This is a genomic window from Micromonospora sp. NPDC006766 (assembly GCF_040636055.1).
Classification (GTDB): Bacteria; Actinomycetota; Actinomycetes; order Mycobacteriales; family Micromonosporaceae; genus Micromonospora.
Genome location: NZ_JBEYIX010000015.1, coordinates 16664 through 30021 on the forward strand (window position 1 = coordinate 16664; position 13358 = coordinate 30021).

Annotated in this window: 9 protein-coding genes; 5 read left to right on the plus strand and 4 right to left on the minus strand. The window is 72.4% G+C overall.

Annotation, left to right across the window (positions count from 1 at the left end):
• Window positions 1-101: 101 nt before the first annotated feature.
• Both ABZ671_RS15750 and ABZ671_RS15755 read left to right on the plus strand, forming a co-directional pair.
• Window positions 102-2321 (plus strand): MMPL family transporter, encoded by a 2220-nt coding sequence (locus ABZ671_RS15750; protein WP_357857519.1) that lies wholly within the window; start codon window positions 102-104, stop codon window positions 2319-2321.
• A 183-nt stretch (window positions 2322-2504) separates the two neighbouring features.
• Window positions 2505-4058: an MFS transporter gene (locus ABZ671_RS15755; RefSeq protein WP_357857522.1), complete on the plus strand. Its 1554-nt coding sequence runs from the start codon at window positions 2505-2507 to the stop codon at window positions 4056-4058.
• Here the strand turns inward: ABZ671_RS15755 and ABZ671_RS15760 are convergent.
• Window positions 3989-4858, minus strand: a complete 870-nt coding sequence (locus ABZ671_RS15760; protein WP_357857525.1) for an endo alpha-1,4 polygalactosaminidase — start codon at window positions 4856-4858, stop codon at window positions 3989-3991. The two genes, ABZ671_RS15755 and ABZ671_RS15760, sit on opposite strands and share 70 nt — an antisense overlap.
• A gap of 99 nt (window positions 4859-4957) precedes the next feature.
• Entirely contained in the window at window positions 4958-5944 is a 987-nt protein-coding gene (locus ABZ671_RS15765) for a CAP domain-containing protein (RefSeq protein WP_357857528.1), read from the minus strand.
• 373 nt (window positions 5945-6317) lie between these two features.
• On the opposite strand from ABZ671_RS15765, the gene ABZ671_RS15770 reads away from it, so the two are divergent.
• The 3 genes from ABZ671_RS15770 to ABZ671_RS15780 all read left to right on the plus strand — a co-directional run bounded on the left by ABZ671_RS15770 (window position 6318) and on the right by ABZ671_RS15780 (window position 11053).
• A complete protein-coding gene (locus ABZ671_RS15770; RefSeq protein ID WP_357857531.1) occupies window positions 6318-6512 on the plus strand; it encodes a hypothetical protein in 195 nt (64 codons plus the stop codon).
• A gap of 324 nt (window positions 6513-6836) precedes the next feature.
• The gene (smc, locus tag ABZ671_RS15775; protein WP_357857534.1) at window positions 6837-10436 is read left to right on the plus strand and encodes a chromosome segregation protein SMC; all 3600 of its coding nucleotides are present in this window, start codon (window positions 6837-6839) and stop codon (window positions 10434-10436) included.
• Window positions 10433-11053, plus strand: coding sequence for an HAD-IA family hydrolase (locus tag ABZ671_RS15780; protein ID WP_357857537.1), 621 nt, complete (start codon window positions 10433-10435; stop codon window positions 11051-11053). Before smc ends, ABZ671_RS15780 begins: the two co-directional genes overlap by 4 nt.
• Before the next feature lie 94 nt (window positions 11054-11147).
• On the opposite strand, the gene ABZ671_RS15785 is transcribed toward ABZ671_RS15780, so the two are convergent.
• A complete protein-coding gene (locus ABZ671_RS15785) occupies window positions 11148-11675 on the minus strand; it encodes a DinB family protein (protein ID WP_357857540.1) in 528 nt (175 codons plus the stop codon).
• Between the two features lie 71 nt (window positions 11676-11746).
• Window positions 11747-13297 (minus strand): N,N-dimethylformamidase beta subunit family domain-containing protein, encoded by a 1551-nt coding sequence (locus ABZ671_RS15790; protein WP_357857543.1) that lies wholly within the window; start codon window positions 13295-13297, stop codon window positions 11747-11749.
• Window positions 13298-13358: the final 61 nt, after the last annotated feature.

The window sequence follows — 13358 nt, forward strand, 5'->3', positions numbered from 1 at the left end:
GGGGGACGAGCCGGGGACGTTCCCGGATGTCCGGGCGTCGCCCGCTGCCTAGCGTCAAACACCGTCGGTACGGGACCGACGTGTGGAGGGGGAACCCAGGTATGGGCAGGCGACCGGTGACGGTGCGGTTGGCGCGGTGGAGTGCGGAGCACCCGTGGCGGGCCATCGCGTTGTGGGTGGTGTTCGTCGCGGTGTGCTTCGTCGGCGGCAACGCCGCAGGCATGACCGAGGCGACCAACGCCGACCAGGCGACCGGTGAGTTCGGACGGGCCGAGCTGATCGTCGACAGCGGCGGCTTCCACGAGCCGGCGACGGAGAACGTGCTGATCACGTCCCGCTCCGGGACGCTCGACCAGGCTGCGGCGAGAGCCGCCGCCGACGACGCGGCGGCCCGGCTGCGGCAGGTCGACGGGGTGGCCTCGGTGGGTTCGCCGCTGCCGTCCCAGGACGGCAGCGCGTTGCTGCTGCCGATCACCATGTCCGGCGACCCGCAGACCGCGTCCGAGCGGGTGCAGCCGCTGCGGGACGCCACCGCGAAGGTGCAGGAGGCGCACCCGGCGCTGCGGATCGAGGAGGTCGGTGGACCCTCGATCAACAAGGCGCTCGACGACACCCTGGGCCGGGACTTCCTGCGGGCCGAGCTGCTCAGCCTGCCGGTCACCCTGGCCATCCTGATCGTCGCGTTCGGCGCGCTGATCGCGGCCGGGGTGCCGGTGCTGCTCGCGCTCTCCTCGGTGGCCGCGGCGATGGGGCTGTCCACCCTGGCCTCGCATCTGGTGCCGGCCAACGACACCACGGGCAGCGTGATCCTGCTGATCGGCATGGCGGTCGGCGTCGACTACTCGCTCTTCTACGTTCGTCGGGAGCGGGAGGAACGGGCGAAGGGACGGTCCGGGCTCGACGCGGTGGAGATCGCGGCGGAGACCTCCGGGCACGCCGTGGTGGTCTCCGGCACCGCTGTGATCATCTCGATGGCCGGGCTGCTACTCGCCCAGGACGCCATCTTCTCGTCCCTCGCGGTCGGCTCGATCCTGGTGGTCGCGGTCGCGGTGATCGGCTCGCTGACCGTGCTGCCGGCGCTGCTGGCCAAGCTCGGCCGCTGGGTGGACCGGCCCCGGGTGCCGCTGCTGTGGCGGCTCACCGCGCCGCGTACCGGCCGGGACGGTCAGCCGGCCCGGCCCCGGTTCTGGCCGGCCGTGCTGAAGCCCGCGCTGCGGGCGCCGCGAACCACCCTGTTCGTCTCGGTCGGGCTGCTGCTCGCCCTGGCCGCCCCGGCGCTGGGCATGAAGATGAAGTTCCCCGGCATGGAGGACGTGCCGCGCACCACGCCGGCCATGCAGGCGTACGACCGGCTCACCGCCGCGTTCCCGAGCAACGGCACCAGCCACACGCTGGCGGTGCGGGCGCCGGCCCAGCAGGCCGACCGGGTGCGCGCGGCGTTGACCGACCTGGCCGGTCGGGCCGCCGCCGACCCGCTCTTCGCGCCGGCCGAGGGGGACGGCCCGAAGATCAAGGTGTCGGCCGACCATCGGGTGTCGGTGCTGGAGGTGGCCACGCCGTACGCCAGCCGCACGGAGGAGGCCACCCGGTCGCTGCACAAGCTGCGCGAGGACCTGGTGCCGGCGGCGCTGCGCGGCATCCCCGGAATCGAGTACGCGGTCGGCGGTGGCGTGGCCGCCAACGAGGACTACGCGCAGCACATCCGGGAGAAGCTGCCCATCGTGGCCGCCTTCGTGCTGGCGCTGACCTTCCTGGTGATGGCCTGGACGTTCCGGTCGGTGGTCGTCGCGCTCACCGCGATCCTGTTGAACCTGCTCTCCGCCGGCGCCGCGTACGGCCTGCTGGTGCTGGTCTTCCAGGGCGACTGGGCGGAGGGTTTGCTCGGTTTCACCTCGATGGACGCCATCGTCACCTGGCTGCCGCTGTTCCTGTTCGTGGTGCTCTTCGGGCTCTCCATGGACTACCACGTCTTCGTGGTCAGCCGGATCCGTGAGGGAGTTCGGGACGGCCTGCCCAACCGGGACGCGGTGGCGTACGGAATCACCTCGTCGGCGGGCGTGGTGACCAGCGCGGCGATCGTGATGGTCGGGGTCTTCTCGATCTTCGCGACGCTCAGCACCATCGACATGAAGCAACTCGGCGTCGGGCTGGCCGCGGCGATCCTGCTGGACGCCACGATCATCCGGGCTGTGGTGCTGCCGTCCCTGATGACCCTGCTGGGCGACGCGAACTGGTGGGCCCCGCGCTTCCTGCGCGCCCGGGCGGAGGCCCCGCCCGCCGACCCGCCCGCCTCCACCCCGGAACTGGTCGGCGCGCACTGATCCGGGGCACCCGCCCAGCCTGATAGGCCTGCAAAGGACACACAAGTCGGAAGCGATATGCCTCTGAGTCATGAAAATGACTCAAAGGCATATCGCTCGCGGGAGGTTTTCGCTCCGGCGGCCGTACCGCCAGGGTGGTCGCGAAAGGATTAGCGCGAGCGACGGCGGGGCATGTGGGCCGCCATGGACGAACAGCTCACCTCGGCGGCCGGGACGCTGCGACCGGCCGGCACCGTGCGGACCAACGTCCCGGCCCGCCTGGACCGGCTGCCCTGGTCACGCTGGCACTGGATGATCGTGATCGGTCTCGGCACGGTGTGGATCCTCGACGGCCTCGAGGTGACCATCGTCGGCAACCTCTCCGGCAAGCTCGCCGAGCCGGGCAGCGGCCTGAGCATCACGCAGAGCCAGGTCACCGGCCTGGCCGCCGCGCTCTACGTGGCCGGCGCCTGCACCGGGGCGCTCTTCTTCGGCTGGCTGACCGACCGGTTCGGGCGTAAGAAGCTGTTCCTGCTGACCCTCGGGCTCTATCTGCTCGCCACCGCGATGACCGCGCTCTCGTTCCACACCTGGTGGTTCTTCCTGTTCCGGTTCCTGACCGGCATGGGCATCGGTGGCGAGTACGCGGCGATCAACTCCGCGATCGACGAGCTGATCCCGGCGCGGCACCGCGGTCGGATCGACATCATCATCAACGGCACTTTCTGGCTCGGTGCCGCGCTCGGGGCGCTGCTGACCGTACCGCTGCTCAACGGCCTGCCGACCAACCTCGGCTGGCGGGTGGCCTTCGGCCTGGGCGCGGTGCTCGGCGTGGTGATCCTCCTGGTCCGCCGGCACGTCCCGGAGAGTCCGCGCTGGTTGTTCATTCACGGCCGGGCCGACGAGGCGAATCGGCTGATCGACTCGGTCGAGGCGGAGGTGCGTCGGGAGACCGGCGCGGACCTGACCGAGGCCGACAGCTTCATCGAGATCCGGCAGCGCCGGAGCACGAACTTCGTGGAGATCGCGAAGACCTTGTTCACCCGCTACCCGAAACGCGCCGCGCTGGGCTTCGCGCTCTTCATCGGGCAGGCGTTCCTCTACAACGCGATCACCTTCGGCTTCGCCCAGATCCTGCAGACCTTCTTCGCGGTCCCGCCGGGCAACAGCGGCTACTACTTCGCGGTGATCGCGGTCGGCAACCTGCTCGGCCCGCTGCTGCTGGGGCGGCTCTTCGACTCCGTCGGCCGGGTGCCGATGATCGCCGGCTCGTACCTCGGTTCCGGGGTGCTGCTGCTCGGCACCGCCTGGCTGTTCCACTCGGGTGTGCTCGACGCGGTGACCATGACCGCCTGCTGGTGCGTGGTGCTCTTCTTCGCGTCGGCCGGCGCCAGCGCGGCGTACCTGACGGTCAGCGAGATCTTCCCGATGGAGACCCGTGCCATGGCGATCGCGTTCTTCTACGCGCTCGGCACCGCCGCCGGCGGCATCACCGGCCCGCTGCTCTTCGCCAAGCTGGTCGGCACCGGCCGGGTCGGCGACACCGTACTCGCCTTCGTCGTCGGCGCGTCCGTGATGATCATCGGTGGCCTGGTCGAATTGGTCCTCGGCATCAAGGCGGAGGGGAGGTCACTGGAGGACCTGGCCACTCCCCTCAGTGCCGAAGCGGCCGGTGCCGCCGGGGCGGATCAGGAAACGGGGCACGGCTCGCGCCAGGCGTCCAGCTTCCGATCCTTGAGCATGGAGGCGAAGCCGTAGCCGACGGTGGTGACGCAGAAGGCCTCCGGGTCGCCGGAGTATTCGACGTGGAAGACCGGCTTGTGCGCGTCGGCGAAGGGCAGCAGCTTGGCGCACTCCCGCCGGCGTACGCACTCCTGGTTGACGGCGAAGTCGAAGTCGGGCGCGAGCGCGGCCACCTGCGGCACGTCGTCGACCAGCCCGGGCGAGAGGGCGAGCCGACGGGCCAGGGCGGCCACCCGACGGTTGAACAGCAGTTGGTCGTCGAAGTCGAACGGAAAGCCGGGGCGGTGTCGGTAGCCGTCGGCGTCGTCGATCGCGACCGCGCCGAAGCCCTTGCCTCGGCACAGTCGGAACCGGTCGGCGAGGACCGGCTCTAGCGTGTTCCACCGGCGTACATCCAGCCACCGGCTGGCGGGCCGGCCAGAAACCGCGTCACCGCGTACGTCCGCCGGGAAGCGGCTGGCGTCCGGGTCGGTCGGCGTCCACGTGCCGACGCGTACCTGACAGACCAACCGGCGGCCCCGGGCCCGCAGCGCGGCGGTCTCGGCGGTCGTGGTGTGGACCGGGTCGAGGAGGAAGACGTCGACGTCGACCGTGGCATCCACCGGGCCGGTGAGCTGCCACTGCCACTGCCATCGGCTGGCCAGCGCTGACGGCCACCGGGTGGGCGCACCGGGCGGGGCGACCGGATGGCGGCAGCCGGGCACCGGGGCGAGCAGCAGCGCCGCCACCAGCGCCGCCACGCCCCGGCGCAGCCCGCGTGGCAGGACGCGGACCGGCCGGACGCGCGGCACGGGCCACGCCGGCCGCATCCGCATCGACAGCTCCCGGGTCGCGGGCGACGCACCGCCGCCCCCCGGTCAAACGAGCACGGACCCGGTGACGACGCGGCGGCAGTCCGCCGCGGGAGTGTCCGCTCAGCGTGGGGTGCCGAAGTCCTGCGTCCAGTACGGCCCGTTGCTGCGCGCCACACCCACGCCGATCTGGGTGAACGAGCAGTTCAGGATGTTGGCCCGGTGGCCCGAGCTGTTCATCCAGGCGGCCATGACCGCGGCCGGGCTCTGCTGGTTCCAGGCCACGTTCTCGCCGTACGCCCGCCAGGCGTAGCCGACCCGGTCGAGCCGCTCGCCGACGTCGCTGCCGTCGCTGCCGTCGTGCGTCATGTTCTTGTGATCGGCCTGGTCCTGGCTGTGCCGCTGGGCGGCCAGCGTCAGCTTGTCGCTGACGGTCAGCGCCTGGCAGCCGGCCTTGGCCCGTTCCTGGTTGACCAGATCGACGACCTGCTGAAGTTCCGCGCTGAGCCCGGTTGCCGAGGTGACCTGGGTGTTTTTGCTGCTGCTCGGCGCGGCGGTGCGCTGGAGCTGACGGGAGGGGGCGGTGGTCCGGCTGGGCAGTGACGTGACCGTCCGGGTCGGGCTCGGCAGGGCGACGCTGGGCAGGGCGCTCGGCGTGCTGGTGGGCGAGGCCGGGGCGAGGGCGCCGCCGGGGGCGGCATCGGTGGTGTCCGGCGCGGCCGGGGCGGCGGCCACCGCGTCGTCGGCCGCGATCGGCTCGGTCGGCCGGTCCTCCGGCGGCAGCAGCAGGGCGGCCACGCCCAGGCTCACCGCCAGGGTCGCCGCGGCGGCGGCGCCGCCGACCACGAGGGGGTGCGCGGAACGGCCTCGCCGTCGGTGTCGCCCTGGCTTCTCGGGCGCGGCGTCGGTGGCCGGCTGCCAGGTGCCGGTCGGCAGAACCTCGGTCGGGGCGTCGGCCCGGTCCGTGGCCGACTGCTCCAGCTCGTCCCCGAAGAGGTACGCCGACCGTGGCTCGGGCCGGTCGGTGAGCCAGGCCGGCCCGTTGCCGGCCGGTGGCTCCCGGCGCCGGGCAACGCCATCCGGTTCGATCGGGTCGGTCGAGCGGTACACGCCTGCCCCCTCCACGGGATCGGTTGCGGGCCGGGCCGAGGTTACGGTCGCGCCGCGAGCTGCGGCAACGCCACTAAGAAAGAGTTAAGGGGAACCCGACACCGAGGGTGAGTCGTTCACGCATTTCCGGGCGTACAGTTATGTGGTCCGGACAGAGCGTGTCCATGCCTTCCGGCAGCCCCCGACAAGTGGACCGGCCGACCTAAAGATGATCTACGGCCTGCGAGAACTTGACGAAGGAGGGGGTTGCGGCTCAATATGTAGGTGTCGCCAGTCGCGCCCAGTCATGCCCGGATTTAGCTGGGATGGCAGCCGCGAACATGATGGGCGCGCGTTGGCCGGCCTTTCCGGCAGCGCATATCAAGGAGTCAGCATGGCGAAGGCCCTCTACGGCCACGTTGGTGCAGCGCCCGACCGGCGTCTGCTCGACGAGGTCACCCGACTGCGTGCCATGGTTCAGGCACTCGAGTTCGAGATCACACGTCTGCGTGCCGACAATGATCGGCTGGCGGCGGCAGCGGCGGAGGCTGATGACCTCCTGCGGCTGGCCGAGCCGGCGCTGACCTGATCTCCAGTTGTCGAAAAACTGAATCGCAGCACCCGGAAAACGCGCGCCGACACCACAGTGCCGGCGCGCAGCTTTGTCCGTACATCTTTCCTTTACGTGCCGCATCCCTCTCCGGCCAGGTGAGCCCGGAATTACGTGGCCGCGACCGTGCCGTGAATAAGATCTTGTGGTTTTCCGCACTGCGTCGGTGCACGCCGGAACCGGACACGACGGACCCGCGGTGGGTCGCTTACGGCGGCCTCCCCGGCCCCGGGTTAGTCTGCGGGTTGACCAGGTCCGCGCAGCCGGCGACGGTACGGCGGCCACCGGACGAGGATCGAGAAGGTGCATCTCAAGAGCCTGACGGTGAAGGGCTTCAAGTCCTTCGCCTCCGCGACGACGCTGAAGCTGGAGCCCGGGATCACCTGCGTGGTCGGCCCGAACGGCTCCGGCAAGTCCAACGTCGTCGACGCCATCGCCTGGGTGCTCGGCGAGCAGGGCGCCAAGGCGCTGCGCGGCGGCAAGATGGAGGATGTGATCTTCGCCGGCACCGCCGGGCGGGCGCCGTTGGGCCGGGCCGAGGTCACCCTCACCATCGACAACACCGACGGCGCGCTGCCGATCGAGTACACCGAGGTCTCCATCACCCGACGGATGTTCCGCTCCGGTGAGAGCGAGTACGAGATCAACGGCGACTCCTGCCGGCTGCTCGACATCCAGGAGCTGCTGTCAGACTCCGGCATCGGCCGGGAGATGCACATCATCGTCGGGCAGGGCCGGCTCGACGGCATGCTGCACGCCAAGCCGGAGGACCGGCGGGCGTTCATCGAGGAGGCGGCCGGCGTCCTCAAGCATCGCAAGCGCAAGGAGAAGGCGCTGCGGAAGCTCGACGCGATGCAGGTAAATCTCAACCGCGTGACCGACCTCACCGTCGAGCTGCGCCGTCAGCTCAAGCCGCTGGGCCGGCAGGCCGAGGTGGCCCGACGCGCCGCCGCCATCCAGGCCAACCTGCGCGACGCCCGGCTGCGGCTGCTCGCCGACGACCTGCACACCCTGCGCACCACCCTGGACAGGGAGATCGCCGACGAGACCGCGCTGCGTGAGCGGCGGGAGCAGATCGAGGCGGAACACACCGAGGTGCAGGCCCGCCTCGGTGAGCTGGAGGCCGACCTCGCCGAGGACGCCCCGCTGCTCGCCGCCGCCCAGGACACCTGGTACAAGCTTTCCGCGCTCCAGGAGCGGTTCCGCTCCATCGAGCAGCTCGCCCAGGAACGGCTGCGCCACCTCAGCGCCGCACCCGACGACGAGCGCCCCGGCCGCGACCCCGACCAGCTGGAGGCCGAGTCCCAGCGGGTCCGCGAGCAGGAGGAGGAACTGCGCGCGGCGCTCACCGACGACCAGATCCGGCTGGCCGAGGCGGTCGAGCACCGGCAGGAGCTGGAACGGCAGCTCGCCGCCGCCGAGCGGGAACTGGTCGCTGCCGCCAAGGCCATCGCCGACCGGCGGGAAGGGCTGGCCCGGCTGACCGGCCAGGTCAACTCGGCCCGGGCGCGGACCACCAGCGCCGGCGAGGAGATCGAACGGCTCGCCGCGGCGCACGCCGACGCGATGGCCCGCGCCGAGAAGGCCCAGGCGGAGCTCGACGCGGTCGCCGAGCAGTCCACCGAGGCCGACCGGGACAACGCCGACCTGGACGCGCGGCACGCCGAGGCGGTGGCCGTCCACGAGCGGGCGCAGTCGGCCGTCCGCGGCCTCGCCGACGCCGAGCGCGCCGCCGAGAAGGACGCGGCCACCTGGAAGGCCCGCGAGGAGGCGCTCGCCCTCGGCCTGCGCCGCAAGGACGGCACCGGGGCCCTGCTGGCCCGCGCCGGCCAGGTGCCGGGCCTGCTCGGCAGCCTCTCCGGGCTGCTCACCGTCGCGCCCGGCCACGAGGCGGCGCTCGCCGCCGCGCTCGGCGGGCTCGCCGACGCGGTCGCGGTCACCGGCGTGGACGAGGCCGTCGAGGCGATGCGGCTGCTCAAGATCTCTGATGCCGGGCGGGCCGGGCTGCTAGTCGGCAGCCCGGCCGGGCCGGGCATGGACGGCCCCGCCGACGCGCTGCGCCCGAAGCTGCCCGACGGCGCCCGCTGGGCCCCCGACCTGGTGGAGTGCGCGCCCGAGATCCGGCCCGCGGTATACCGGGCGCTGCGCGACGTGGCGCTGGTCGACGACCTCGCCGCCGCGGCCGAACTGGCCGCCGGCAACCCGGAGCTGCGGGCGGTCACGGCCGACGGCGACGTCGTCGGGGCGTACGCGGCGGCCGGTGGGTCGGCCAAGGCGCCCAGCTTCATCGAGGTGCAGGCAGCCGTCGAGGAGGCCCGGACCAACCGGCTCGCCGCCGAGCGGGCCAGCGCCGAGCTGCGCGAGCAACTGGTCGACGCGCGCGCCGAGGTGGCCGCCGCGAAGGAGGCCGTGCAGCACGCCGCCGCCGCCAAGCGCGAGGCGGAGAGCCACCGCAACGCCGCCGCCCGCCGCCTCGCCGAGCTGGGCGCGGCAGCCAGGTCGGCCAGGGCGGAGACCGACCGGCTCGGCGAGTCCCGGGCGCGCGCCGAGGCGGCCCGGGAACGCGACCTGCAGGCGCTCGCCGAGCTGGCGGAACGGCTGCGGCTGGCCGAGGTCACCCCGGTCGACGCGGAACCGTCCACCGAGGAGCGCGACCAGCTCGCCGCGATGGTGCCGCAGGCCCGGCAGAACGAGATGGAGGTCCGGCTCGCCGTGCGTACCGCCGAGGAGCGGGTTTCCTCGATCGCCGGCCGGGCCGACTCCCTCGCCCGCCAGGCGAACGCCGAACGGGCCGCGCGGGAGCGCGCGGCGGCCCGCCGGGCGGCCCGTACCCGCGGCGCGGCGATCGCCCGGGCCGTGGTCGGTGGGGCCCGCGAGGCGCTGACCCGGCTCACCGTCTCCATCGCCCGCGCCGAGGAGCATCGCGATGCCGTGGCGCGCGAGCGCGCCGCCCGCGAGGCCGAGCTGTCCGAGGTACGCGGCGCGGCCAAGCGGCTCGGCGCCGAGCTGGAGCGGCTGACCAGCCAGGTGCACCGGGACGAGGTGGCCCGCGCCGAGCAGCGGCTGCGTATCGAGCAGTTGGAGGCCAAGGCTGCCGAGGACTTCGGCCTCGACGTACCGACGCTGATCGCCGAGTACGGCCCGGAGCAGCTCGTTCCGCCCACCCAGGCGGACGTCGCGACCGCCGAGAAGGAGGGGCAGCCGGTGCCCGAGCCGGTCCGCTACGAGCGGCCGGTGCAGGAGAAGCGGGCCGCCAAGGCGGAACGGGAGCTGGCCCTGCTCGGCAAGGTCAATCCTCTCGCGCTGGAGGAGTTCGCCGCGCTGGAGGAGCGCTACAAGTTCCTCTCCGAGCAGCTGGAAGACCTCAAAGCCACCCGCCGGGACCTGCTCACCGTGGTCAAGGACGTCGACGACCGGATCCTGGAGGTCTTCGCCAGCGCGTTCGAGGACACCGCGCGCGAGTTCGAGCAGGTTTTCACCGTGCTCTTTCCCGGTGGCGAGGGTCGCCTGGTGCTCACCGACCCGGAGGACCTGCTCACCACCGGAGTCGAGGTGGAGGCCCGGCCGCCGGGCAAGAAGATCAAGCGGTTGTCGCTGCTCTCCGGCGGTGAACGGTCGCTGACCGCGGTGGCCATGCTGGTGGCGATCTTCCGCGCCCGGCCCAGCCCGTTCTACATCATGGACGAGGTGGAGGCGGCCCTCGACGACGTGAACCTGGGCCGCCTGATCACGCTGCTGGCGCAGCTGCGGGAGAAGAGCCAGCTCATCGTGATCACGCACCAGAAGCGGACCATGGAAATCGCCGACGCGTTGTACGGCGTGACCATGCGCAGCGGGGTCACCCAGGTGATCAGCCAACGGCTCAACCGGGCCGACGACAACGGGCAGGAGAAGGACGAGTGAGTCGGGAACGGGCGACGGCGCTGCTGGTGGACTTCGACGGCGTGCTGCGCCGCTGGGATCCGGCGGTGGCCGCCGCCGTCGAGCGGGAATACGGGCTCACCGAGGGCGTACTGGGCGAGATCGCCATGTCGTGGGGCCTGCTCCAGCCGGTGCTCACCGGCCAGGTCAGCCACGCCCAGTGGATGAGCAGCGTGGCCGACGCGCTAGCCCCCTCGGTGGGCGACCCGGCCCGGGCCCGCGCCGCTGTCGACGAGTGGCAGCGCTACCGGGGCGAGGTCGACCCCGATGTGCTCGCCTTCATCCGCGAGGCGCGGGCGGCTGGCGTACGGGTCGGGCTGGGCACCAACGCCACCGACCTGCTCGACGCCGACCTGGCCGCGCTGGGCCTGACCGACGAGCTGGACGTGGTGGTCAACTCCGCGGTCGTCGGGGTGCACAAGCCGGCGAAGGAGTACTTCCAGGCGGCCTGTGCCGCGCTGGAGACGTCGCCGGCGCGGGTGCTCTTCGTCGACGACGAGGACCGGGCCGTCGCGGGCGCCCGGGTGGCCGGGTTGTCGGCGTACCGCTGGAGCGGCCCGGGCGACCTGCGCTACCTGCGCGCCGCGCTGGCGTTCTGACGCCACGCCCACCGCCTCCGGCACGGGAGCCCGCCCGATTTCGCCGATACGGCGAGTCCCAGCTCGCCGGGACCCGCTGTATCGGGTGCCGCCGTCAGGCGCCGGTCACGCCGTCGATCCGCTCCCGGATCAGGTCGGCGTGGCCGTTGTGCCGGGCGTACTCCTCGATCATGTGGACGTACACCCAGCGGACGTTGATCTCGTCGGTGCCGCCGTCGCGGCGGCGGGCGAAGGTCTGGTCCAGCGAGAGGCCGGCGGCGGCCTGTCGGGCCGCTTCGACCTCGGCGGCGTAGGTGGCGAAGTCGGTCGCCGCGTCGGCGTCGGCCACGTCGTCGAGATCGCCGTCGGGGCTGGCCTCGGTGCAATAGAGGTCGTCGAGCTGCTGGCCGGCGGCCCGGATGCGGAACCACCAGCGTTCCACCTCGGCCATGTGCCGGACGAGGCCGAGCAGGGTCAGGTTGGACGGCTCGACGCTCGGGGTCTTGAGTTGCTCGGCGGTCAGGCCGGCGCATTTGAGCAGCAGGGTGTCGCGGTGGTAGTCGAGCCAGCCTTCGAGCATGGTGCGCTCGTCGCCGACGTAGGGCTCGTGCTTCCGGCTGATCTCCGGTGCTTTCCAGGTCATCCGGCGATGTTAGGAGGGCGCCCCTGTACAACGCGAGGCGTTAACAGGGGCCCCTCCTTGCGCTCCGGGCACTACGACGACGGGTCAGCGGCCGGTGCGGTGGTCGGGCCGGCTCCGACGAACAGCCGGTCCAGCAGATTGCGGGTGGCCTGCTGGATCCGCGGGTCTCCGGGCGACGTGCCCGGGCCCGCCGGGTCGCGGAGCGCCCTGGTCCAGCCGAAGGTGCCGGCGGCGAAGACCCAGGCCCCGGAGTGCGCCTGGTAGAGGTGGGTGTGCTGCCGGTACGCCCTACCGGCGTGCGTGAACGGGGAGTCGGCCAGCAGACTCCGCTCGACGGCGGCGGGTTCCGGCACGCCGGGCATGAGCTGATCGGCCTCGCCCCAGACCAGCCCGCGGATCTCGTCGCCGTCGGCCACCCCGGCGTCCGCCCAGAACCAGTGCCCGCTGGTTCGCACCACCAGCGGCGCGACGCCGTCCACCACGCTGACGTACTGGACGCCGATCAGCTTTTGCTCGGGGCTGTCGGCGATGCGCCACCGGCAGGTCGGCGGCGCGGGGTGACCCTTGCGGCGGTGGCTCTTGGCGCACTCGACGGTCCGGTCGCCGGCCTCGTACCGGATCCGCCAGTAGCAGTTGTTGGGGGCGAGGAAGACCAGGCTGGTGCCGCGGTCCCGGGCGGTGGTGACGGCGGCCCGCATCTCGGCCGACCAGTACTCGTCGTGGCCGGCGAAGACGACCACCCGGTGCTGGTGCGGAACCACCCGGCCGGTGTGCAGGTCTTCGCTGGTGGCGTAGGTGAGGTCGTAGCCCTGCTCCTCGGCCCACCGGACGAAGGCGACATCTCCGACGGCCTGGCCCGGCAGGCCGCCGCCGCCGTACGGCCGGTCGTGGCTCACCGCCCGAGCCCGCGCCGCGTTCACCCAGCGGCCGGTGGCGTCGTACCCGTAGTACAGGCTCGCTCCGGTGCGGCCGTCCGCGGGCCAACGGTTGTACGCCTGGTACGTGCTGGTCGGTATCACCACCAATCCGGCCGAGCAGGGGGCCGGATTCCGGACCACGAACGGGATCCACCAGTGCACCCCGGCGGCGGAGCGGAGCAGGGCCAGGTGGTAGCCACTGACCTGGTCGCGGGGGATCCGTAGCCGCCAGCCGGGCGACCAGGCGCAGCGGACCAGCCGGGTGGTGGGATCCACCGCGGGCGGGGCCTGGGTCTGCCCGGCGAGCCACGGGCTGGACGCCACCAGCCGGGCACCCGCCCCGCCGTAATGCCCCAGCCGATAGACCGAGATCTGATAGTCCTGTGCCGGGGCGACCGACACATGGAAGGTGATCTCCTCGCCGACCGCGACGCTGGTACGGTCGGCGTACCCGGCGAGTTGGCCGGTCGCCTCGTTGGCCCGCCGTGGGCCGCGGAGCCTGAAGGCGGCGGCACCCGCCCGAGCGTTCTCCCGGACTACGGGCGACACGGCGCTGCGGCTCACCGGCTCAGAAGGGGAGAGGTCGTCGCCGACTGGCGGGCTGGTTTCGAGCCCTCCGGCGACGGCCGTCAGCGCGCCGGCTGCCCCCAGCCCGCCGATGATCCTCAGCGCCCGGCGCCGGGAAGCGCCCGCCAACTCCCGCATGCCCGGTTCCTCCCCGTCGCCCGATGGCCATCCATAGCAGACTGTTCACGATGGTTGCGCC

What these genes read in the sequence shown, in the direction of transcription:
- ABZ671_RS15750 (WP_357857519.1), top strand. Translation starts at nt 102, where the DNA reads ATGGGCAGGCGACCGGTGACGGTGCGGTTGGCGCGGTGGAGTGCGGAG.
- ABZ671_RS15755 (WP_357857522.1), top strand. Translation starts at nt 2,505, where the DNA reads ATGGACGAACAGCTCACCTCGGCGGCCGGGACGCTGCGACCGGCCGGC.
- ABZ671_RS15760 (WP_357857525.1), bottom strand. Translation starts at nt 4,858, where the DNA reads ATGCGGATGCGGCCGGCGTGGCCCGTGCCGCGCGTCCGGCCGGTCCGC.
- ABZ671_RS15770 (WP_357857531.1), top strand. Translation starts at nt 6,318, where the DNA reads ATGGCGAAGGCCCTCTACGGCCACGTTGGTGCAGCGCCCGACCGGCGT.
- ABZ671_RS15785 (WP_357857540.1), bottom strand. Translation starts at nt 11,675, where the DNA reads ATGACCTGGAAAGCACCGGAGATCAGCCGGAAGCACGAGCCCTACGTC.
- ABZ671_RS15790 (WP_357857543.1), bottom strand. Translation starts at nt 13,297, where the DNA reads ATGCGGGAGTTGGCGGGCGCTTCCCGGCGCCGGGCGCTGAGGATCATC.